The organism is Pseudomonas frederiksbergensis, from assembly GCF_003732275.1.
GTDB lineage: Bacteria > Pseudomonadota > Gammaproteobacteria > Pseudomonadales > Pseudomonadaceae > Aquipseudomonas > Aquipseudomonas frederiksbergensis_H.
The window spans coordinates 780,132-802,335 of the sequence record NZ_MOBM01000038.1; the positions used below are offsets into that span (position 1 = coordinate 780,132).

The window sequence follows — 22,204 nt, forward strand, 5'->3', positions numbered from 1 at the left end:
GCCATGCCTCAGGTGAGGGCGTCTGCGACGCAGCTCAAAGTGACTTCAAGTAGTCGAGAAGCTGTGACCTTTGGATATCACTAAGACTGCCCACGCCATAGTCATGGCCGGCGTTGCTGTTGCCCTCAAGCTTGGTGTCGAAAAGAAACCAATTCTTGTCCGATTTCTCGGTCTTGAATCCCACCTTTTGATTATCGAATTCATGGGTCCCTGTATAAAAACTCGAGGGACGCTGACGGGGTGGCAGGAGAAGGTCGTTCAGGGTCGGAACAGAGCCGTTATGCAAGTAAGGCGCTGTGGCCCAAATGCCGGTGAGGGGTCTTGCTTTATAGGCGAGAAGAGCGACCTTTGGGCTGGCACGGTAACAGTTGTATAGCCGTAACGCTTTCTCATCAACACTACTGAACAAGGCACGGTCTTTGAATCCCGGGACTTTTACAGGTTGAGGCTCTATGCCAAGCAATCCATCGAAAACCAGCTCGGCGACATCGCGTCCTTTGCCAAGTAATGTCTCCAGGACGGTCACACCCAGCATGTTGTAGAGAAGCTCATTTGACTGAATGGGCTCTTTTGTTTTATCGGCTTTAAGATAACCCGCTAACACTCCAGCATCCGCTTTAAATTGATAGGCATTGCACGCCATCCAGGGGTCCGTGCTAATGGTCCTGTCATTTGGGCCCCGAGGATTTAAATGTTCATTCGCAGCAATTGGAACCATGACCGCTTTGATTGGCGTGGTGAGATCGTTTCTCTCAAGGGGTGCATGGCAGCCTGCACAATTGTCCGTAAATAATTTGGCACCTGATGTGAGGTCTTTTGGCAGCGCCCCGGGCCACCGCGGAGGCTTCAGGCTATAAAGAGAATGTTCTAAAACCACCAGATTTTTCACGTTCACACTGGAGACAAATCCTGGCTTGGCCGGATTTTCTTTAACCGGTCGAATATCGGCGTACACGCCGATAGCCTCTCCAGCATTACGCCCCAGACCTCCAACATCGAGGCCGTCGCCGCCTGGTATTAACGGGTTGATTTCTGATTTACTGACCATTCCGTTCCATTGGAGGACGTTGTGTTGATGTGTATTCCAAAGAAATGGATAACTCACCGGAGCATCAGAGGGGTTAGGGGTAGGCGGGTTCGCTTGGGTGACTTGACTGATCTTGTTGAGAATGTGGCCCACTGCATCAAGGCGACCTGGGCCATATTGCAGATCGGTGGCGTTCAGTGTCTCGTTTTGTGCATAAAACGCATTCAAGCTTTCCAGGGATTTTTTCAGCCGTTGGCGATTCCCGTCCGACAGGTCATCCTCCAGGACATTCTTTGCAAAGCGTTCAAATTTTTCAGGGTCGGAAGCCGTTGTGGTTAAAGCCGCTCTCAACGCTTTAAAGAAATTTTGAAAGTCGGCGTTGGTTGGCCCGCCATTGATGACAAGATTCTGTCCTTCAAAATTGATTTGAGCCGTGTGACAAGCAGAGCAGTTCATCCCCACCCACGGCTCTTGCGTCCCTTGTCCAAAAAACCAACGGAGTTTGGTGAAAGACAGCTTGCTGTCGTGGCTATCATCCAAAACGAAACCCATCGGCAACGTAAGACGCTTACCTTTATAAGACGGATTATAAGGCGTGTAACCGTAGGCTGAGATCGTGTTGTCACTCATGAATTTCTCCTCTGAAGTGGGCTCTTCCAATGCAAGCGCCCAGGAGAGAGGGAGAATTCTCGATCCTTGTGAAAGGTCATGCCAATTGGAGAGGGTGGTGTCATTCCATCCCTGATCCAGAATGTCGGCAGCCTGAGTCATTGAATTGCAGCCGAAAAACAACAATGCAGCGCAGGCAAACGGGGGGGCTTTTAATTTGTTCATCAGATTCCCTTCTATTTGTAATTTCCTATTGGGACCCATCACGTTGGTAGCCAAAAGCTACCAGTGATGAGTGTAGCCACGAAAAAACACAGTTCTTTAATTTTTGTTCTATGGCATTCGCATCGAGCCCCTCGACCACAAACCAGACCGCAATATTCCTGATTGCCACGATTGACAGCCCTAACGACTTGTAGGAATTTAGCCGCCCGCAGGTAAGGAATATCTGCTGGCGGCCAAAAAAATGGCCGTTATTCACCACACAAGGGATTGTCTATGCAGGGTTCAAACACCGTTGCTCAACAGGTGTGCGGTCAGCTGGTGCACGAGCATCAGAACATCGCGCACATGAACATTGCCCAGCAAATCCTCGAATGCCTGTTTCGACGTCGTAGCCTTGCCCCGGGGCAGGATCACGAACTTTCGTTGCAGGTGCTGCAACCCCATCTGGCGAAGGTAATGCAAGCGGTCGAGAGCGGTCGCCAGATCGAAATGGTCTTGCCAGCCTTTCCCGGCAAGTCGCCCAGCCGCAAGAAAACCCTCAGCCATCTACCCGATCTTGCTGAACATCATGCAATCGACGAGTTACATCGCCTGTGCAATGAGATCCACGAGATCTACGCACCGGGGGCGCTGATTCATATCTGCTCCGACGGCTATGTATTCTCTGACCTGGTGCATGTTCCCGATGCGGACGTTAAGGCCTACACCGACGCTATCCAGGACTACGCTGAACAGCACTATCCCGGCACGTTCGCCCATTTCGACCTCAGGGATGCCTATCCTCCGCTTGATTGTCTGGACGCCATGCGTGAGGAAATGATGATCGAGCACGGCCAGTCATTGGTCTTGTTGCAGCAGCGTTTCAAGGATGATCCGCACATGATGTTGATGTACTGCGGCATCCATCGCTTCCTTTCCGAGGATTACTCGGGGCTCAAGGTATTCGCCGGCATGAGTCTCAATGCGGTGAAGAAAATCGCCAAGCCTGCCTCGCAGCGGGTGATCCAGCGCAGTGAAGCCTGGAGTGCTCTGTTACAGGCGCGCTACCCGCATTGCCTGCGCCTGTCGATTCACCCGCAACTGGCGGTGTCGACGAAGATCGGTATTCGACTGGTGCCAACCAGTGACCTGTGGCGTACGCCCTGGCATTCGGTGGCGATCAAGCGACGGGGTGTGGTCACCCTCGAAAAACGCAGCAATGTCGATGAGCGCTACCACCGACTGGTGTTTCGCAAGGGGCGTCCTTGTCACTACGCCAGTGCTCAATGATGGCGTCTCGGTTGCGGGTCGAAGCCGTACTCTTCGATTTAGACGGGACCTTGGTCGACACCCTGCCTGACATCACTTGGTGCCTGAACCAGGTGTTGCTCGAACACGGTTGCCCGGCGCAGACAGCGCAAACGGTGCGGGGTTATATCGGCGGCGGGGTCACGGCGATGATCGAGCAGGTTGCCGAGCGGTTTGGCATTGCCGATGCGGTCGCTATGCACCAGCGCTATGTGACGCTGTATCAAAACAACCTTGTGCAATTTTCCCGGCCATTCAGCGGTGTGCTTGCCTTGCTTGAAGGTTGTCGCCAGTTACAAGTGCCGCTGGCAATCGTGACCAACAAGACCGAGGAAATGGCCCTGCAAGTAGCCGATGCGCTGCTTCCACAAAATACCTTCGGGACGATTCTGGGGCATCGCGCGGGCAGGGCGCTCAAACCTCAGCCGGATGTGGCATGGGAAGCCGCCCGGCGATTGTCGGTTGATCCGCAACGCTGTTTGTTCGTCGGTGACACCGAGATCGATTTGAAGACCGCGCGTGCTGCAGGCATGTACTCGGCGGCGGTCACTTGGGGGTATGGCCTGCCCCCAATATTGCGGGCCCAGGCCCCGAACTTCTGCTGCGAACAGCCGGCCGGGTTGCTGCGCATTCTGCAGCAAGTCTGCGGTACCGCGCCTGCATTCACCGAGCATGGCGACACGGTTAAATCCTATTGATACACACACTCTCAAGGAACTTGTTCTATGGAACATAGAGACGCATGGATCGCTGCCGTCAGCGATTTGCTCGCGGGTTATCTGCTCAAAGGCACGGATGATTGTTTCGACACACAAGGCAGAGCGCATCTCGCGTTACGTCTGGGGCATTGCTTCGATCAGAGCCTGCCGGTGCGTCTGGTACTGCCAGGCTTTCCCTGCAAGTCGCCAAACGCCACTGACCAGACATTCGGCGTGCTGCCGGATTATGGCGAAGTCATCGCTATCGAGCGCCTCGACCAGCTCGGCCAGGCCATCGCCGCGCTGCACGCACCGGGTTGTGTGGTGTCGATCCTCAGTGACGGAACAACGTTCAATGACATCGTCGGGGTGGCCGACGACGTTCGTGAGACCTACAACCGGGCTTTGCGTGAACTGTGTACCACCCATACGATTCAGTGGGTCAGCATGGAAGACCTGTTCCCTCAGGCCCAAAGTGCCGAGTCGGTTCGCGCCTGCCTGATCAAGCAGGCTCGTCTGCCCTGGAAAAACCTTGGGGATCTGATCGAGCAGAGCCGGCACGATGAATCCCTCAGCCAGGCGCATGATCACCTCTGCAGTCATCTCTACAACGACCTGCGTCTGTGTCGTGAGGACGGGCAGAGCGAGGATGAGTACCTGCAGCAAATCAATTTCAAAGCCTACCAAATGATGTTTCGCGGGCAGGCATTGAATGCGGCAGTGGATCGTTTCTTCGGTGACGACATTCGATTGTCGGTCCATCAATACAGCAATGCCGGGCCCAAATTCACCTTCGGCTTGGCCGAAGGGCTGACCCGTGTCGTCAGCCCCTGGCATGCCGTGCCGGTGTGCAACATCGATGGCAGCCAGAGCCTTCGCGCACGCGCCCAAGTCGACCTCGACCACCATGTGCTGGTCACCTGGCAAGGGCGGCCGTGGCTCTACCACCAAACAGAAAACCCGCAGGCCAAAGGCTTCGAATACGAACTGCAAAAGCTTCCGCTCTTTGGCCTGGTGGTGCGAGACCCGTTGGGGCTGGGTTTCGAACGACTGTCCACGGGCCTGTTGGAGGCACTGGTGGAAACCTTTGGTTTCGTCTGCCTCAAGGGCTGTCGCTTCGACGACCAGGACAGTTTTGCTCGCAGCTGCGAACGCTTCGGCACGCTGTACGAATGGGCCTTCGGCGCCGTGCATGTGGTCAAACCTGCGGACAAACCCCAAGGCGTGGTGCATTCGCTGGAGAAAACACCTTTGCACTGGGACCTGAACATGCTGCCCGACAGCGACGCACAGGTTCAGCGCAATCCAAAATTCTGCGCCAGCAAATTCATGCTGTATTGCAAGACAGCGCCGCAGCCGGGCGAGGGCCAGACCACCATCGTCGACAGCCGAAACGTACTGCGCAAAGTCGGGCAGCAAGTCGCCCGACAATGGCAGAACGTGAACATCACCTACTACACCAAAATGACCTACTTCGGTGGCTCCCCGCGCATGTACAGCCTGGTGGATCATCACCCCCGCAGCGGCGAACTCATCCTGCGCTACCAAGAGGGCACCGACTCGACACTGCAGACCCTGAGCCAGGCTGTGCAGGACCATGATGAGGAGGCTCAGCAGGCGTTGTTGGAACAGGTCAACGCGCTGGTTTATGACCCGGAGTGCATGATTGCCCATCAATGGAGTGAAGGGGATTTGGTGCTGATTGATAACTATCGGACACTGCATGGAAGGCTGCCGATGTCGGCGGCTTCGTCTTCGCGGGAGTTGTGGCGGGTGCAGGTTTACTGATCGCTGTTGTCTTGCAGGCCTTGGAGACATCGGCGGTGAAAAATCCGTTGGCAGCAATGAAGCGATTAGAAAACCCGCAGCAACGCGGGTTTTTTGCAGCTCAAATCTGGTTACTGGCCCATAGGTGCATCAAACCCACGCTGCTCAATCACCCGAAACACATCGCTCACATCCTGGACCATGATCCGGGCGATGTTGGTGACGGTGTTGATGTCGTGCTCGGCGTAGTCCGGCAGGCTGGTGCAGGCCATGAGGTTGAGGTATTTGAGGACGGCGCTGAGGCGTTCGCTGAGGCAGTTGTGGAGTTCGCGCAGTGGGGCGTCGGCGTCGATGAGGAGGACGGGATGGTCGGTGGCGAAGTGGGACATTGGGGCGTAATGGCGGAGCGGGGTATTCGTGCTCATAAGTAAATCTTCCTCGTATCTGTAAGAAGAGCTACTGCCGTTCGCTGCGAAACGAATGGGTGGTAGCTATGTGCGGGTTCGCAGACCGAGGATACGAGGAACCCGGCAGACCAGAAGGTCTCCCACACACAGCCACCATAAAACGGAGTACGGGCGCGTTTGTGCGACCGTTGCTGGTTATGGGGTGCAAGGTTACTACACGTATCGTCAGGGCTGCGAAACCCTATCGCTAAATGCGGTCAGCGACAGACCCACTCTAGTCAGCGACTTTGATAGCCGCAACCGGGCTGTAGGACCACGCGCGGTCACTGTGGCGAGGGGGCTTGCCCCCGTTCGGTGGCGCAGCCGCCGCAAAACCGGGCGTTGCGGTGTGTCTGAGGAAACGGGCTAGCAGGATTGGGGGCTGCTTCGCATCCCAGCGGGAGCAAGCTCCCTCGCCACAAACGGTTATTTCCTACGAGATTCTCAGACTTCAAAATCCTGGCCGCACGCTCATTGAACGATCAGGCTCGGGATTTTCGGCGGTGAGGACGCTTGCTTCCGTTCAGCGCCGCCACCGTCGTAGACTGAAAGCCGACGGGAATTCAAGGATGGAACGCGCCCATGATCGAAATCGGCAACCGCAACAACGCCCCAACGCCACAGCACAAAACCCAGGACATTTACCTCTTCCACATCGACCTTTCCCGGCCGGATACGCCTTTTTGTTTCGAGCAGTCCATCGGTGGCGCTCATTACGAAGAGGGTTGCAGTTTGGTTCAAACGCAACATTCATTTCAGCGGCCGTTACGGCGTTTAACCCGAGGAGAATCCCATGACCCAGACACTGGAACGCGCCATTGCCATCGCCGCGGCGGCGCACGAGGGGCAGTTGGACAAGGGCGGTGCGCCTTACATCCTGCATCCGCTGAAAGTCATGCTACGGGTGAACACGCTGGAAGAGCGCATCGTCGCGGTGCTGCATGACGTGGTCGAGGATTGCGGCATCAGCTTCGACGATCTGCGTAACGAAGGCTTCAGCGAAACGGTGCTGATGGCAATTGCGTCGGTGACCAAGGTACCGGACGAGTCCTACGAGGCGTTCGTCGAGCGCGCGGCGCAGAACCCGATCGGGCGGGTGGTAAAGCTGGCGGATCTGGAAGAGAACAGCGACTTGTCGCGGATTGCCCAGCCGTCCTGGGAGGATCTGGAGCGCGTTGAGAAGTATCGGCGGGCGATGGGGGTGTTGCGTTCGTAGAGTGGAATTCCGGATTTACTGCGTGCTCATGCTTACAGTGGCCCCATGTCTAGCGCCCGCACGGCGATGATACCGGGCACGATATCAGCAATCATGACCTGCGCGAGCAGTGTGAATCCATGACGCGCTGATTAAATGGCTCTGCGGGCGAACCCATAGCCTTGATCGCAATAAATTAAAATCCGATGCCTGAACGGACATCGGATTTTTTATGCGCATCAATCGGGCGAAACCTTCACCTACGCGCTGCTAACAAGCTTCCCACTCGATAACCGGCGCTCGTAGGCGCTGTCCCGGCTGGACGCCTGAGCCTCACCCCTTTCTGAAACCGTACAGCAAACCGCGTGACGGTTTCGACCCTTGAGCGGTCATCCGACCGCTCAGTCACTTTCCTGAAAAAATCTCCGGAAGCCTGTTGACAGCTCAATTCGTTCAAAACTAATCTGCATACAGCGCTGCATACATGACAGCGCACATCGTTACACGCTTGTACCTTTCTGCCCAAGAACAACTACATATCGGTGAGGTTCAAAAAAATGGCTCGGTTATTCTCTCGCTCCGTCCGCAACATGCTCGTCTGTGCAGCCGCTATCGGTGCGCTACTGAGCCAGGCTCCAGCGCACGCCGCTGATCCGTCACTTTGGCAAGGCGTGCAAAAAGCCGGCGTGCTGCGTTGCGGCGCTGCCGTCGCGGCGCCCTATGTGATGCGTGATGCCCGTTCGGGTCAGTACAGCGGTTACTTCGTGGATTTGTGCCGGGACTTCGGCGAGAAGGTGCTCAAGGTCAAGGTGGAGTTCGTTGACACCAATTGGGACAATCTGGTCGCGGGCCTGCAAGGCGGGAAATGGGATCTGGCGATGGCGTTGAATCAGACCCCGGAACGCGCCATGGCCGTCAGTTTCTCGGTCCCGGCGACTGACTACCAGATCTCGTTGCTCACCCATAAAGACAATCCCAAACTCGCCACGGCGGGCAATGCAATCGCGGACTATGACAAGCCGGGCGTGTCGTTCGCGGTGATGTCTGGCACTGCCGCCGACAAGGCGATCAGCGCGGTGGTGAAGAATGGCACGGTCATGCGTTTGCCCGGGATGGACGAGACGCGACTGGCAGTGATGTCCCGTCGGGCCGACGTCCTGGTCGACGCCAGTGACACCAACCATTTGTTCGCCGTCGCCAACCCGGACTGGACCAAGGAAATACTGCCGGCCCCGGCATTGGCGAAGCAGGGCGTAGCGTTCGGGCTGAGCCGTGACGCGTCACCATCAGACCTGCAAGTGCTGAACATTTACCTCACCCAGCGTCGCGAGACAGGCGAGATTGCCGCCCTGGTCGACAAGGCTTCCGTCCTCGCGAACGCCGACGAAAAAACATCCAAGTAATTTCGATGATTCCCGAGAGCGGCCCGTAACCGCCGCTCTCCTGGAGACCCCCTATGACAGCTCCTTTACTGGTGGCCGCCCAGCCACAGGCTTCGTTCGTCCCTGATTCGGCCGGCGGTGACTTCATCCAGCTTCGCGATGTTTACAAATCCTATGGCGAAGGGTTGGTGGTCATGGACCATTTGAACCTGGATATGCGCGCTGACGATCGGTTGGTCATCATCGGTCCCAGCGGTAGCGGAAAGAGTTCGTTGCTGCGGGTCATGATGGGGCTTGAAAGCATTCAGGGCGGGACGATCAGCTTCCAGGGCAAGCCTTACATCGATGGCAATGCGAGAAATCACGGCAAGCCACTGGATGTGCGCTTGCAAACCCAGGTCGGGATGGTGTTTCAACATTACACGCTGTTCCCGCATCTTTCGGTCTTGAGCAACCTGATTCTGGCGCCCATGAAGGTTCACGGACTCTCCAAGGTCCAGGCGACCGAGAAGGCTCGGCTGTTTCTGGCTCGCCTGGGTCTGGAAAGCAAGCTCAATGCGTATCCGAGCCAGCTCTCCGGCGGGCAGAAGCAGCGTGTCGCGATTGCCCGAGCCTTGATGCTCGAACCGAAGCTGATGCTGTTCGACGAGGTGACCTCGGCGCTCGACCCGGAAATGGTGACCGAAGTGCAGAACGTGATGATGCAACTGGCAGAAGAAAAAATGGCCATGATCATCGTCACCCACGACATGCACTTCGCCAGGAACATCGCCTCGCGGGTGGTGTTCTGCGCCAATGGAAAGGTCGTCGAGCAGGGGCCTCCCGCGCAGATCTTCACTCAGCCGAAGGAGCCGCGCACCCGCGAATTCCTCGAAAAAGTCCTGCACCTGGACTGAGGATAACGGCCATGAATTATCAATTTGATTTCCATTTTTTGACCGGCAACTTTGGTGCCCTGTGGGAAGGCCTCAAGGTCACCCTGCAACTGGCGTTGGTGTCGAACGTGGTGGGGCTGATACTCGGTTTTGGCCTGTGCCTGCTGACCTTGAACCGCTGGTTTTTCATCCGCTGGCCCGCTCAGCTGTTCATCGAGTTCTTCCGCTGCACGCCGGCCTTGTTGCAGATCGTCTGGTTTTTCTACTGCTTGCCGATGCTGTTCAATGTGTTCATCGATCCGATCACCATGGGCGTACTGGCCCTGGGGCTGAACCTTACCGCGTTCAACGCAGAAGCCTATCGGGCAGGGGTGCAAGCGGTTCCGCGCGAACATCTGGATGCCTGCGTTGCGCTGGGTCTGCGTCCGTGGCAGCGAACGCTTTACGTGATTCTCCCGCAAGCCGTGCGCACCGCGCTGCCGGTGCTGATGACCAACGGCATTTCAATTCTCCAGCAAAGTGCGCTGGTTGCCATTGTGGCAGTCGCTGACCTGATGTACGTCGGCAAAAGCATTGCCACTGAAGCCTATCGCCCACTCGAAACTTACTCGCTGATTGCCCTGATCTACTTCGCCCTCTCGTTGCCCATCGCGCAGTTGGTGCAGTGGCTAGAGCGACGCCAGGACACTGCGCTCGCGCGCTGAGGAGACAATGATGCAACTGGATTTCATGGTGGTCCTTTCCTATTGGCAGGTGTTGGCCAAAGGCCTGGCGCTGACGCTGGCGTTCACCGTCAGCTGCGCCGTACTGGGTAGCGTTTGCGGGTTTCTCTTGAGCCTTTTGCGGCTCTCGAAAAGCCCCTTGATCCGAATCCCTACCGGGCTTTACGTCGAGCTTTTTCGCGGCACGCCGTTGCTGATTCAACTGTTCTGGATCTTTTTCTGCCTGCCTGTCGTATTCGGTATCTCGGTTCCCCCTTACGTATCGGTGGTGTTGGCGTTGACGCTGTACATGACCGCCATCACCAGCGAGACCTTTCGCGGCGCGCTCAAGTCCATTCCGAGCGAACAACACGATGCCTGCACTGCCCTTGGCGTGGCGTCGTGGAACAAGGTGTTTTACGTGATTTTCCCGCAAGCACTCTTGCGCGCAGTCCCGCCACTGCTTTCCAACGTGGTCAGCCTGTTCAAGGAAAGCGCGCTCATCTCGTCGGTGGGGATCGCGGACCTCATGTTCGTCGGCCAGAACATTTCCAACAGCACCGCACGCCCGGTCGAGTTCCTGTCGGCGGTGGCGGTGATTTATTTCCTGGTGGCGTTCCCCCTGACCCGACTGGTCGGCGTGATCGAAACCCGGATGCTCAGACGCTACGCGTACTAACTCAACACACTGGAGACACTCCCATGCAGCAACTCAAAGGCATCCTGCCAGCCCTGGTGACCCCGTTCGATCAATCCGGTGCCATCGATTACGACGTCCTTGCATCGATCATCGAATATCAACTCGAGCAGGGTGTGAGCGGTTTCGTGCCACTGGGCTCTACGGGCGAATACTACGCGCTGACCAATGATGAGCGTCGTCAGGTCATGGCCACTGTCCGTGAGGTGGTCGGTGATCGCGGCATGCTGATCGCGGGTGCCAACGGCTCATGCACCCGTGAAGTGATCGAGCAGGTCAAACAGGCTCGCGACATCGGTTACAGCAACCTGCTCATCGCGCCGCCGTACTACGCCATTCCGACCCAGGAAGAGCTGATCGGTCACTACGAAGCGATTCTCGATGCCGTCCCGGATGTGAATGTGGTTCTTTATAACTACCCGATCCGGACTAACGTTGAAGTGGGCTATAGCGTGCTCGATGCGCTCAAGGATCATGAGCGGGTGATTGGCATCAAGGAAAGCGCAGGCAGCCTGCTGCGCGCCATTGAGATCGGTGAAAACTATAAAGGCAAAATTCAGCTGTCCTGCGGTTCCGATGACCAGGCGCTGGACTTTTTCCTGTGGGGCGCTACCAGCTGGATCTGCGCACCGGCGAACTTCCTGTCGCCGCAAATCGTTTCGTTCTACGACAAGTACACCTCGGGTGACATGGCCGGTGCGCAGCAAATCGTCCGCTCGCTGTTCCCGTTGATGGCCAATCTGGAAAGCGGCAAGTTCATTCAGAAGGTCAAATACGGATGCGAACTGGCTGGCTTTGAAGTGGGTATCGCGCGCATGCCACTGTTGCCGCTGACGCCTGAGGAAAAAACCGAATTCCGCAAAGAGTTCGAGAAGCTGCAAGGCTGATACTTTTCCCGCATCGGCCTCCACGCGGGCCGATGCGGGTAATGGCGTGTCCGTGTCAGGATGGGTTCCACCTGTACGGGCTCGGCTTCATGAAAGAGAGACGGTGTTTATGACCCCTATGCAATCACCCATCCAGCAGCAAGCCGATCGCCAAACCGCCGTTGTCATTGGCGCAGGCATCGTTGGCGTCTGCTGCGCCTTGTATCTGCAGCGCGAGGGTTATCGAGTCACGTTGATCGATCCCGAGGCGCCGGGCGACAGCACGGCCAAGTGGAGTTGCGGGCAAATGGCGGTGAGTGAAGTCATCCCGTTGTCCAAACCGGGAATACTGAAAAAGATTCCGGGCTGGTTGCTGGATCAGAAAGGACCATTGGCGTTGCGACCCAGTGCCTTGCCGGGAATCCTGCCGTGGTTTATGCGGTTTTTGGCCTGCGCGCGGCATTCCAGGATTGTCGAGATTTCCAATGAGATGGCGACGCTGACGCATCATGTCTATGAAGACTATGCGCCCCTGCTGGATGCCTGTGCAGACAAGACGTTGATGGGCGAACGCCCGATCATCGAAGTCTTTGACACGGCTGCAGGGCTTGAACAGGAAGGACCGCATATGGAGCTGCGCAGGTCCCTCGGCTTCAAGTCGCAGGTTTTGGATCGCGCAGCAATCGCCGACCTTGAACCTGCATTGGCCGGTAAATTCAGCCACGGGCTGCTGTTTCCCGATTGGCGCGCGGTCAGCGATACCAAAGGATTTATTGCCGCGTTGACGCAAAGTTTCGTCGATCAGGGCGGCGTCAGGGTACGTGCTCAGGTGAAGCACATCGATGAGGTCGCAGACCGTGCCAGCGGCGTGACCGTGACCACCGGTGAGCGTTATGCCGCTGATCATGTGGTGATCGCGGCCGGCACCGGCTCACGACAATTCTTCGAACAGACAGGCGCCAGCGTGCCTCTGGCGGGCATTGCCGGCTATCAAGTGCTGCTCCCGCATTCCGGTGTCGAGGTTCGTCACTCGGTGATTTACGCCGACGGCGGTTTTTGTTTCGCACCGATGACCCGAGGCCTGCAAATAGGCGGAACGATCGAGTTCGCGGGCCCTAATGCCGCGCCTAATTACAAGCGTGCGGAAATCATCCTGGAGAAGGCGCGCAAGATCCTTCCTCAGTTGAAGATCGACGACCTTGAATACGGCGTGGGTTATCGGCCGTTTCTGCCGGACACCAAACCGGTGATCGATCGTAGTGATCGGCTCAAAAACGTATTTCTCGCGTTCGGCCACGGTCAACTGGGGCTGACCCTCGGTGCTACAACCGGGCGACTCATTACAGACCTGGTCGCCGGGCGCAAACCTGCCCAGGACCTGACCCCATTCAGTGCCAAACGCTTTGCTTTCAATTGAGGCCATTCATGAAATCCTACGACCTGCTTTACATCGACGGCCAATGGGTGAGCCCCGCCAAGGGCGGCAGCTTCGAGACCATCGACCCGAGCAATGAGTGTGTGATCACCCGCGTGGCCGCCGCGACCGCGCAAGACATCGACCTGGCGGTGAAAGCCGCGCGCCGCGCGTTTGATGACGGTCCCTGGCCGCAGATGACCGGGGCTGAACGTGCCATCGTGCTGCGCCGAATCGCCGCCGGGATTCGCGAGCGTCTGCAGCCCCTGGCCGAACTTGAGGTACGAGACAACGGCAAGCCTTTGCCGGAAGCCCTGTGGGACATCGGCGATACGGCGGGCTGTTTCGACTTCTATGCCGATCTGGCCGAAGACCTCGATGGACATCGGGAGCAACCGATCGCCCTCGCGGATGAACGCTTCAGCTCGATCGCCCGTAAAGAGCCCATGGGTGTCGCGGGCGCGATCATTCCCTGGAACTTTCCGATGCTGATGGCGGCATGGAAAGTCGCCCCCGCGCTCGCGGCGGGCTGCTGCATGGTGTTGAAACCGTCTGAGCTCACGCCGCTGACGGCATTGGAGCTGGCCGACATCGCCCATCAGGCCGGCTTGCCCGCCGGTGTGTTGAACGTCGTGACCGGTCTGGGCAGCGAGGCCGGCGCGCCGTTGAGTGAGCATCCGGGCATCGACAAACTGGCCTTCACCGGCAGCGTGCCGACCGGAACGAAGATCATGCAGTCGGCGGCTCGCGACATCAAAAACATCAGCCTGGAACTGGGCGGCAAGTCGCCGTTCATCATTTTCAATGACAGCGATATCGACGCTGCCGTCGAATGGATCATGTTCGGGATTTTCTGGAATCAGGGCGAAGTGTGTTCAGCGACCTCCCGTGTGCTGGTCCAGCGTGATCTGTACGAGCCTTTGCTCAAGCGTCTGGTCGAACAGACCCGAAGCCTGAGCATCGGCAATGGCCTGAAAGAAGGCGTTTTGCTTGGTCCGCTGGTGAGCCGTGGCCAATACGACAAAGTGCTGGAAGCCATCGCCAAAGGGCAGGAGGAGGGCGCAACCTTGTTGTACGGCGGCAAGCGCCCGGCTGACTGTGAAAAAGGCTACTTCCTGACGCCGGCGATTTTTGCCGATGTGCCCGAAGAGAGCTGGGTCTGGAAAGAGGAAATCTTCGGCCCGGTGGTGTGCGTACGTCCTTTCGACGATGAGGCCGAGGCATTGCGTAGCGCCAACGATTCACGCTTCGGTCTCGCGGCGGCGGTGATGTCTGCGGATCTGCAGCGGGCGGAGCGAGTCGCGCGCCGACTGCGGGCCGGTATCGTCTGGGTCAATTGTTCGCAGCCAACCTTCACCGAAGCGCCTTGGGGCGGCTACAAGCAAAGCGGGATCGGCCGTGAGCTGGGTGAGTGGGGCTTGAACAATTACCTGGAAACCAAGCAGATCACCCGTTATGACAGCCAGCAGCCTTGGGGCTGGTACATCAAGTAGAGGAGGCCGAGATGCGCTGGAAGAAAACCCTGCAAATGGCCGACGTGCATTGCGAAGGCGAGATCGGCAAAGTCATTACCGGTGGCGTGCTCGACATCCCCGGCAAAACCATGCTCGACAAGATGAACTATATCAACGAGGTGGACGATAGCCTGCGTCGGCTCGTGGTGCTGGAACCCCGTGGCTGCCTGCAAATGTCCGTCAACCTGCTGTTGCCGCCCACCCGGCCAGAGGCTCAGGCTGGCTTTATTGTGTTGCAAGCGGACAAGGCTCACCCGATGTCCGGCAGCAACTGCATCTGTGTGGTCACCGCGTTGCTGGAGCTGGGCATTTTGCCGATGCAGGAGCCGTCCACCACCGTGGTGCTCGACACGCCGGCCGGCCTGGTCACGGCGCGTGCCCAGTGTGCGGATGGGCGCTGTCTCAGCGTCTCGCTGGATATGGTGCCCTCGTTCGTCGAGCATTTGGACGTGGTCATCGAAACCGCCGAATATGGACCGATCAAGGCTGACATCGCTTTTGGCGGTGTCTATTACGCGTTGGTGGATGTCGATCAGATCGGCCTGAGTATCGCCCCGGAAAACGCCCGTACGCTGGCAAGCGAGGGGGTACGTTTGCGGCGCGTGATCAACGAGCAGGTAGTGGTCCGCCACCCGTTGATCAAAGAGCTGAATGAAGTCGCGTATGTGATGTTCCGCAATCGCCTCGACGATAAAACCTGGCAAACCTGCACCACATTGCCGCCCGGCCGAGTGGACCGTTCGCCGTGCGGTACGGGCAGCTCTGCGAACCTGGCGACCCTGAGCGCGCGCGGTCTGGTGCGCCCGGGCGACCAGCTCACCTCGCGTTCCACCATCGGTGGTGAATTCAAGGTCGAGTTGCTGGGCTTGACCGAGGTGGGGGATCGGCCCGCGGTATTGCCGAGAATCACCGGGCGTGCCTGGGTATATGGTTTGCATCAGATCGGCGTGGACCCGGACGACCCGCTCCGTGAAGGGTTCATGCTGAGCGATACCTGGGGCGAAGGTTTCTAACCGAGCCTTGGCTGATGCTAAAGTTGCGGGCCGGACAAACGTCCGGCCCGCACCGCTGAGAGCTGCCTGATGAGCAAAGACACCGCTGAACCCAACGCAAGCGTCAAACGCCATGGTGGGCGTTACATTTACGAAGAGCTGCGTAAACAGATCCTGACGCTCAAGCTCAAGCCGGGCACGCCATTGGATGAAGTGTCATTGGCGGCGCAATTCGGGCTGTCACGCTCGCCTGTGCGCGACGCTCTGGCGCGACTGATCAGCGAAGGGCTGGTCACGATTCTGCCCAATCGCACCACGTTGGTGACACCGTTCGAGATCGAAGAATTCCCTAATTACATCTCCGCCCTGGACCTGATTCAGCGTGCCGTCACAAGGCTGGCGGCGTTACAGCGCACCGAAGACGACTTGTTGCGTATTCGCGCCGCCGATGCCGCCTATCTGGAAGCCGTCAGCACCGGGGATTTTCAGGCGATGTCGGAAATGAACAAAGCCTTCCACATGACCATTGCCGAAGCCGGCAAGAATCCCTACTTCATCAACTATTACGAGAAGCTCCTGGGGGAAGGCCAGCGACTGCTGCATCTGCATTTCGACTACATCATCAGTGCTGCCAGCACGAGCACGCGGTTGGGGCGTGACCATGATGAAATGATCGACGCCATCGCGGCGCGCAATCCAGATGAGGCCGAACAGGCCGCGCATGAACACACCATGCTGTTTCAGCGTCGCTTCCTGGCTTACATGCAGCAGAACCTTACTGGCAGCATGTCCGTGAATTAGATCGTCACGGTCGCGTTAGTATTTTTCCATTTGCCGGTGATTCCCCTAGAAAAGAATCGGTCTAAAAAGCCCGACCCAGGCTTCGATCAATTTGCTATTCTGAAGCTGTAGGTGAAGACGCAGACTGATGCGCAAAGGGATAGCGAGGAAGCGTGGGGCGCGCTCCCAAGGGTACACGGTTAGAAAGATCTCCGCGCTGAGATCCAGCCCTTATGCCGTGTGAGGCAGAACAGCCTAAAGTTAAAAATCCTGTTCTGTGAGAGGCCCGATAAACCTTGTAAGCCAGAGACCAGCGCTGGCCACCTACATCGATTTCCAAAGCCCGCCTTGTGCGGGCTTTTTCGTGTTTGCGGGTAGCCAGTTTGTTCTACACGGCGGCGCGCGCTTTTGCGAATGGCGCACGCACGCCTGGTCCATCGCGTTCCGCCTGTCTGACGTGAGCCGCAAAGCCAGTCTGATCCGAAGCAATCTCCGCACGCAATGTAAGCTGCGGGATGTCATACGCCCCGGCATTCTGCGGCCGGAAAGGAATCGGTGCGGCTTTCCAGAGATCATCGAGCCGTTGGCCGAGCGCGTCGCAGGTCGTTGAAAATTTCTCCTCATCCATTCGGCTCGTGCGATAGATCACGAACGGTGGCAGCACGTCGAAGCCGGGGTAAAACAGTACGCCATGCTGAATGGGGAATAACAGGTCATCGATGGGCCCATTGATGCCCCGAGGGCTGTAATGAGACTCCCATCCACCTGCAGTGACGATCAGCATCGCCCGTTTGCCCGCGAGCGTACCTTCTCCATAGCGGTTGCCCCAGCGCGCATCGGAATGCTCCCCTACGCCATAGGCAAAACCATAGGCATAAACGCGTTCCACCCAGCCTTTGAGGATCGCCGGCATCGAGAACCACCACAGCGGAAACTGCAGAATGACGGCATCGGCCCAGAGCAGTTTTTCCTGTTCGAGGGCGATGTCCTGGCTTTGCCGGCCTTCTTCGAAGGCAAGTTTGGAGTCCAGCGAAGGATTGAACCGCGATTCGGCTGGCCGGCCGGGACTGTCATCGGCGTCCAGCGAGGCTTTCCAGTCCATCGCGTATAGATCGGAGACCTGCACCTGATGGCCAGCGGCCTCCAGGCGTTTGACGGCAAAGTCTTTGAGCGAGCCGTTCAATGATTTGGGTTCGGGGTGGGCATAAACAAGCAGAACTTTCATGGCTGAGTCTCCAGTGTCAGGAGCCAGCAGAATCAGACTTTAGCCGGTATATTGGAAATGAATAACCAATATGCCAGGTATTACCATGAATAATCTGCGACGCCTGGACATCAACTTGCTGCTGACCCTTGATGTCTTGCTCTCGGAACACAACGTGACCCGTGCGGCGCAACGCCTGAATTTGTCTCAACCTTCGGTGAGTGTTCATCTTGCCAAATTGAGGGACATTTTCGGTGATCCGCTGTTATTACCAGGACCGCGGGGCATGCGGCCCACGGCCAGGGCCGATGAGTTGCGCGAGCCGTTGCGCCTGGCACTTGAAGCCCTGGAGCGCGCCGTGTCGCCCGCCAGTCCTTTCAACCCGGCCGAGGCACGCCAGACGTGGAATGTCATGGCGTCCGACTACGGTGAGACGACTATCGTTTTGCCTGCGTTAGCCGGGCTGCGTTCGGCAGCGCCGGGCACGCGTTTGGCGGTGTTTGACCTGGTTCCGTCACAGATCGCCAAGCAAGCGGAGCAGGGGGTAATCGATCTGGCTTTTCACACCAGCGAGGACGCTCCCCTCGGCTTGCGACGTCGCGCGTTGTTTACCGAGCAGTATGTTTTGGTGGGCCGTGCCGGCCATCCGCAGTTGAAAAAACGGCCGACACTTGCGCAATTCTGCGAGCTCGACCACGTGATCGTGTCGCGGGATGGCGGAAGTTTTCAGGGTGTCACCGACCAGGCGCTTTCGGCGGTGGGCATGACACGCCGGGTGGTGCTTTCAGTCCCGCATTTCCTGTTTGTGCGGTCGGTAGTGGAGAGCACTGACATGGTGGCGATGCTGCCATCGCGGCTGGTTCGCGATGCGGATGCGTTGGGAGTGGTCGAGCCACCGCTTGATGTCCCGGGTTACGAGATGTCGATGCTCTGGCCCGAGCGTGTTCATCGCGACCCTGCGCATCAATGGTTGCGGGAGTTCATTGTGGGCGCGTTGTGATTTATTTCAGTTAACGCATCCCATGTGGGAGCGAGCCTGCTCGCGATTGCGGTGTGTCAGGCAACATCAATGCTGGGTTGCCGCCGCCTTCGCGAGCAGGCTCGCTCCCACAAGTTCTGCGCCTGACATGAGCCTGCATTCTTCTGCTGCCAGTTGTGTTCATCCCGCCGTTTGGCTAATCTCGCACAAACACGCAAAAACAGGCATAACCATGCAGGCTGAGCATTCCAGCGCCGAACTCCCGCAGTTGCGCCGTCAAAAAATCCTGCTGATCCTGGAGCGCGACGGTAAGGTCATGGCCTCCGAACTGAGCCAGCATTTCGCAGTGTCCGAAGACACCATTCGCCGGGATCTGTCGGAGCTGGCCAGCGCCGGGCTGGTGCAGCGAGTGCATGGCGGGGCGCTGCCGCGGCCCAAGGACACGGGCAAGGATTACTTCACCCGGGTCGGCGAAACCGATGAGGTGAAAACCCGGCTGGCCCAACTCGCCGCACGCCGGGTCAAAGATGGCCAGATCGTGATTTTCGATTCCGGCAGCACCACACTGCAGATCGCACGCTCGCTGCCCGTTGATATCTCCATCACAGCCATCACCGCCTCGCCAATGATCGCGATCACCCTCGCCGAATACAAAGGCATCACGGTGATCGTCGCCGGCGGTCAGCTCAATCCCGCGACGATGTCTTCCGGCGGCCATGAAGCGCTGCGGCTGATCGAGAGCATCAAGGCCGACCTGGTGTTTACCGGGGTTTGCGCCATTCATCCGGAAGTCGGCCTCAGCTCACTGCATTTCGATGAGGTGCCGGTGAAGCAGGCGATGCTCGCCAGCGCTTCCCATGTGATTGCCGTCACCACCGCGGACAAACTGGGGGCGGTGGAACCCTTCGTTGTTGCGCCTTGCAACCGCGTGCATACCCTGATCACCGAACGTCACGTGGCCTCGGGCAATATCGAGGATTATCAGAAACTGGGGATCGAGGTGGTGCAGGTGGACGCTTGAGCGTCATCGCGGTCAGCGCTGCATGGGTTACGCTGATAGCTACGACGGGAGGAATGCAGTCATGACTGAGCGCCATATGATCCACTCGGAAACGCTATCGAACGGATGCACGATCAAGGTTAAGGCCGAGATATTGAGAGACGGTTCGCTGGGGATGTTCATCGGTGTTTACTGGCCGGACGGCTCGGCCATCGTTGAGGACAACCATCCGTCGCCGCATCTGCTGGACATGGAGGCCGCACTGGACTGGGCCATCGAAAAAGCCAAAACCATCGGTAACAGTCAAAGAACGCTGTAAGACCCGGCGATAACTGAATCATTGATCGGCTGGAAGGTCGTAGCTATGGGTTTGAACGCACTGCGATTGAATTCGCGGGCAGCGTCACCTCATCCCCGTAGCTCTGACCTTTTAGGACGTTTAAATGAAGCGCACCGCGATAATGACCCTGGCCATTGCAAGTACCCTCCTGCTGGGAGGCTGCTTTCCTCACTGGGAAGATGACGACAGGTATGATCGGGATCACCGCCGTGAATACCGTCGCGACCATGACCGAGGGTATGACCAACGTGATGATCGAGGGTATGACCGGGATTACGACCGTCGTGATGATCGCCGTCGTTACCGCGATCGGGACCATGACGACCGCGACGACGATTGAGACTTGCCGTCAGCCTTCAGAGCGGAGGGCACCGCCGCTCTGATCTGCCATTGCTCATGCGAGGCCCAACCATGGGAATTCTGACTGGACGTATCGCCAGGCCCCTCAGCCTATGGCTGATTGCGGCAGGGATTGGCCTGACCGCCATGGTGCTCGATGCACAGGCGCAAACCCCACCTCAAGCCACTCAGGAAATAAACAGCTTGCTGGACTTTGTCGAGCACAGTGAGTGCCGGTTTGTGCGTAATGGAAGCGAATACCCGGGCGTTCAAGCCCGGGCGCATCTGCAGAAGAAGCTGACGTACCTCGAAGACAGAAACAAGATAAACAGCGCCGAAGACTTCATCGAGCTGGCGGCCAGCCAAAGCAGTATGAGTGGCCGCGCCTATGAAGTGCGCTGTCCGGCAGGCGTACAACCCGCCAACCTCTGGCTGAAGACTGAGCTACAGAGGCAACGGCAAGGTCAATGATTGCGTCTTGATGGGCTAGCGCAGCAGATGCACCGCCAGCCCGATCAACGCGCAGGCCATCAACACCTCGATTACCCCCCGTTTGAAACGGAACAAGGCAATGGCCGCTGCAATGGCGATCAGCGCCGAAGGCCAGTCGAGTTGACCGCCGAAGCCGTTGGGCCAGAGCACGTGATAGCCGAAGAAACACGCCAGATTAAGAATCACGCCGACCACCGCCGCCGTAATCGCGGTCAGCGGTGCGGTGAGCCTGAGTTCGTTGTGCGTCGATTCCACCAACGGGCCGCCGGCGAGAATGAACAGGAACGAAGGCAGGAAGGTGAACCAGGTCACCAGCGTGGCGGCGAGGGCGCCTGCCAGGAACATGTGTTCGGGGCCGAACACTTGCTGAACATAGGCGCCGACAAAGCCGACGAAAGCAACCACCATGATCAGCGGCCCGGGGGTGGTTTCGCCGAGCGCCAGGCCATCGATCATCTGCGTGGGTGTCAGCCAGCCATAGTGACCGACAGCGCCCTGATACACATAGGGCAGCACGGCATACGCGCCGCCGAACGTCAGCAACGCCGCTTTGGTAAAGAACCAGGCCATCTGGGTGAGGGTGCCTTCCCAGCCAAACAGCGCGGTGAGAATGCCCATCGGCAATACCCACAAAACAGCACCTACCAGCAACAGGCGCAGCAATTTGAAACTGCTGAAACGGGCATGTTCGGGAGGCGGGGTATCGTCGTCGATAAAAGCCGGGCCGAAGGTTTTTTTCGTCGCGCTGTGGCCCCCGGCGCGGAATTTTTCAGGTGCCAGTCGTCCGCCGACATAACCGATGATCGCGGCGCCCAGCACAATCAACGGGAAGGGCACATTGAACACGAAGATCGCCGTGAATGACGCCGCGGCGATCCCCCATAGCCAGTTGTTCTTCAGGGCCCGCGAGCCGATTCGGTGGGCCGCCTGCACCACAATGGCGGTCACGGCCGGTTTGATCCCATAAAAAAGCCCGGCCACCACCGGCACTTCGCCAAAGGCGATGTACACCCAGGACAATGCGATCAGGATGAACAGCGACGGCAGCACAAACAGCGCGCCGGCAATCAGGCCGCCCCACGTCCGGTGCATCAGCCAGCCGATGTAGGTCGCCAGCTGCTGAGCCTCAGGCCCGGGCAGCAACATGCAGTAGTTGAGGGCATGCAGAAAGCGCCGTTCCGAGATCCAGCGTCGGCGTTCCACCAACTCCTGGTGCATGATCGAGATCTGTCCGGCCGGCCCGCCGAAACTGATGAAGCCGAGCTTCAGCCAGAACAGAAACGCTTCCCGCAGGCTGATGGCCTCAGGCTTCGACAGGTCCTGTTCGACGGTCGAAGAGGGGGCTTTATTCAAATGACGATTCCTTTTTCAACTG

The 22,204-nt window shown here is 57.9% G+C and carries 23 protein-coding genes; 18 read left to right on the forward strand and 5 right to left on the reverse strand.

Going from position 1 to position 22,204, the window contains the following annotated elements; translation table 11 throughout:
* Positions 1-34 precede the first annotated feature (34 nt).
* On the reverse strand, positions 35-1,861 hold the full coding sequence (locus BK662_RS22985) for a di-heme-cytochrome C peroxidase (RefSeq protein ID WP_123359859.1): 1,827 nt from the start codon (positions 1,859-1,861) through the stop codon (positions 35-37).
* A 273-nt stretch (positions 1,862-2,134) separates the two neighbouring features.
* Here BK662_RS22985 and BK662_RS22990 point away from each other — a divergent pair, with 273 nt between their 5' ends.
* The 3 genes from BK662_RS22990 to BK662_RS23000 are packed head-to-tail and all read left to right on the forward strand — an operon-like array spanning position 2,135 to position 5,634.
* Positions 2,135-3,130 carry an isocyanide synthase family protein gene (locus BK662_RS22990; RefSeq protein WP_123359858.1) on the forward strand — a complete coding sequence of 332 codons (996 nt, stop codon included), beginning with the start codon at positions 2,135-2,137 and terminating at the stop codon, positions 3,128-3,130.
* Positions 3,130-3,846, forward strand: coding sequence for an HAD family hydrolase (locus BK662_RS22995; protein ID WP_123359857.1), 717 nt, complete (start codon positions 3,130-3,132; stop codon positions 3,844-3,846). Before BK662_RS22990 ends, BK662_RS22995 begins: the two co-directional genes overlap by 1 nt.
* Positions 3,847-3,873: 27 nt before the next feature.
* Entirely contained in the window at positions 3,874-5,634 is a 1,761-nt protein-coding gene (locus BK662_RS23000) for an isocyanide synthase family protein (RefSeq protein ID WP_123359856.1), read from the forward strand.
* A gap of 110 nt (positions 5,635-5,744) precedes the next feature.
* Here the strand turns inward: BK662_RS23000 and BK662_RS23005 are convergent, their stop codons facing one another.
* Positions 5,745-6,038 carry a fructose-bisphosphate aldolase gene (locus BK662_RS23005; RefSeq protein WP_123359855.1) on the reverse strand — a complete coding sequence of 98 codons (294 nt, stop codon included), beginning with the start codon at positions 6,036-6,038 and terminating at the stop codon, positions 5,745-5,747.
* A gap of 492 nt (positions 6,039-6,530) precedes the next feature.
* Positions 6,531-6,809: a hypothetical protein gene (locus BK662_RS34890; protein ID WP_185047178.1), complete on the reverse strand. Its 279-nt coding sequence runs from the start codon at positions 6,807-6,809 to the stop codon at positions 6,531-6,533.
* Positions 6,810-6,852: 43 nt separating this feature from the next.
* On the opposite strand from BK662_RS34890, the gene BK662_RS23025 reads away from it, so the two are divergent.
* The 10 genes from BK662_RS23025 to BK662_RS23070 all read left to right on the forward strand — a co-directional run bounded on the left by BK662_RS23025 (position 6,853) and on the right by BK662_RS23070 (position 16,496).
* Positions 6,853-7,275, forward strand: a complete 423-nt coding sequence (locus BK662_RS23025; RefSeq protein ID WP_123359853.1) for an HD domain-containing protein — start codon at positions 6,853-6,855, stop codon at positions 7,273-7,275.
* Positions 7,276-7,811: 536 nt separating this feature from the next.
* Positions 7,812-8,657, forward strand: coding sequence for a transporter substrate-binding domain-containing protein (locus BK662_RS23030; protein WP_123359852.1), 846 nt, complete (start codon positions 7,812-7,814; stop codon positions 8,655-8,657).
* Between the two features lie 53 nt (positions 8,658-8,710).
* Positions 8,711-9,532, forward strand: coding sequence for an amino acid ABC transporter ATP-binding protein (locus BK662_RS23035; RefSeq protein ID WP_123359851.1), 822 nt, complete (start codon positions 8,711-8,713; stop codon positions 9,530-9,532).
* Between the two features lie 11 nt (positions 9,533-9,543).
* Entirely contained in the window at positions 9,544-10,215 is a 672-nt protein-coding gene (locus BK662_RS23040; protein WP_123359850.1) for an amino acid ABC transporter permease, read from the forward strand.
* Positions 10,216-10,225: 10 nt separating this feature from the next.
* Positions 10,226-10,891, forward strand: coding sequence for an amino acid ABC transporter permease (locus BK662_RS23045; RefSeq protein WP_123359849.1), 666 nt, complete (start codon positions 10,226-10,228; stop codon positions 10,889-10,891).
* Positions 10,892-10,914: 23 nt separating this feature from the next.
* Positions 10,915-11,796 carry a 4-hydroxy-tetrahydrodipicolinate synthase gene (gene dapA / locus BK662_RS23050; RefSeq protein ID WP_123359848.1) on the forward strand — a complete coding sequence of 294 codons (882 nt, stop codon included), beginning with the start codon at positions 10,915-10,917 and terminating at the stop codon, positions 11,794-11,796.
* A 109-nt stretch (positions 11,797-11,905) separates the two neighbouring features.
* Entirely contained in the window at positions 11,906-13,192 is a 1,287-nt protein-coding gene (locus BK662_RS23055) for an NAD(P)/FAD-dependent oxidoreductase (RefSeq protein WP_185047177.1), read from the forward strand.
* An 8-nt stretch (positions 13,193-13,200) separates the two neighbouring features.
* Positions 13,201-14,682 carry an aldehyde dehydrogenase family protein gene (locus BK662_RS23060; protein WP_123359846.1) on the forward strand — a complete coding sequence of 494 codons (1,482 nt, stop codon included), beginning with the start codon at positions 13,201-13,203 and terminating at the stop codon, positions 14,680-14,682.
* Positions 14,683-14,693: 11 nt separating this feature from the next.
* A complete protein-coding gene (locus BK662_RS23065) occupies positions 14,694-15,716 on the forward strand; it encodes a proline racemase family protein (protein ID WP_123359845.1) in 1,023 nt (340 codons plus the stop codon).
* A gap of 69 nt (positions 15,717-15,785) precedes the next feature.
* On the forward strand, positions 15,786-16,496 hold the full coding sequence (locus tag BK662_RS23070) for a GntR family transcriptional regulator (RefSeq protein ID WP_123359844.1): 711 nt from the start codon (positions 15,786-15,788) through the stop codon (positions 16,494-16,496).
* Positions 16,497-16,863: 367 nt separating this feature from the next.
* On the opposite strand, the gene BK662_RS23075 is transcribed toward BK662_RS23070, so the two are convergent.
* Positions 16,864-17,700 (reverse strand): NAD(P)H-dependent oxidoreductase, encoded by an 837-nt coding sequence (locus BK662_RS23075; protein WP_123359843.1) that lies wholly within the window; start codon positions 17,698-17,700, stop codon positions 16,864-16,866.
* Between the two features lie 85 nt (positions 17,701-17,785).
* Between BK662_RS23075 and BK662_RS23080 the strand changes: the two genes are divergently transcribed.
* The 5 genes from BK662_RS23080 to BK662_RS23100 all read left to right on the forward strand — a co-directional run bounded on the left by BK662_RS23080 (position 17,786) and on the right by BK662_RS23100 (position 20,808).
* Positions 17,786-18,679, forward strand: coding sequence for a LysR family transcriptional regulator (locus BK662_RS23080; protein ID WP_123359942.1), 894 nt, complete (start codon positions 17,786-17,788; stop codon positions 18,677-18,679).
* A 211-nt stretch (positions 18,680-18,890) separates the two neighbouring features.
* A complete protein-coding gene (locus BK662_RS23085; RefSeq protein WP_123359842.1) occupies positions 18,891-19,679 on the forward strand; it encodes a DeoR/GlpR family DNA-binding transcription regulator in 789 nt (262 codons plus the stop codon).
* 61 nt (positions 19,680-19,740) lie between these two features.
* Complete coding sequence (locus BK662_RS23090; RefSeq protein ID WP_007904583.1) at positions 19,741-19,977, forward strand: hypothetical protein; 237 nt, start codon at positions 19,741-19,743, stop codon at positions 19,975-19,977.
* A 124-nt stretch (positions 19,978-20,101) separates the two neighbouring features.
* Positions 20,102-20,338: a hypothetical protein gene (locus BK662_RS35435; RefSeq protein ID WP_123359841.1), complete on the forward strand. Its 237-nt coding sequence runs from the start codon at positions 20,102-20,104 to the stop codon at positions 20,336-20,338.
* 71 nt (positions 20,339-20,409) lie between these two features.
* Positions 20,410-20,808 (forward strand): YfeK family protein, encoded by a 399-nt coding sequence (locus BK662_RS23100; RefSeq protein WP_123359840.1) that lies wholly within the window; start codon positions 20,410-20,412, stop codon positions 20,806-20,808.
* A 15-nt stretch (positions 20,809-20,823) separates the two neighbouring features.
* Here BK662_RS23100 and chrA read toward each other — a convergent pair whose 3' ends face one another.
* The gene (gene chrA, locus BK662_RS23105; protein WP_123359839.1) at positions 20,824-22,182 is read right to left on the reverse strand and encodes a chromate efflux transporter; all 1,359 of its coding nucleotides are present in this window, start codon (positions 22,180-22,182) and stop codon (positions 20,824-20,826) included.
* Between the last annotated feature and the right edge of the window lie 22 nt (positions 22,183-22,204).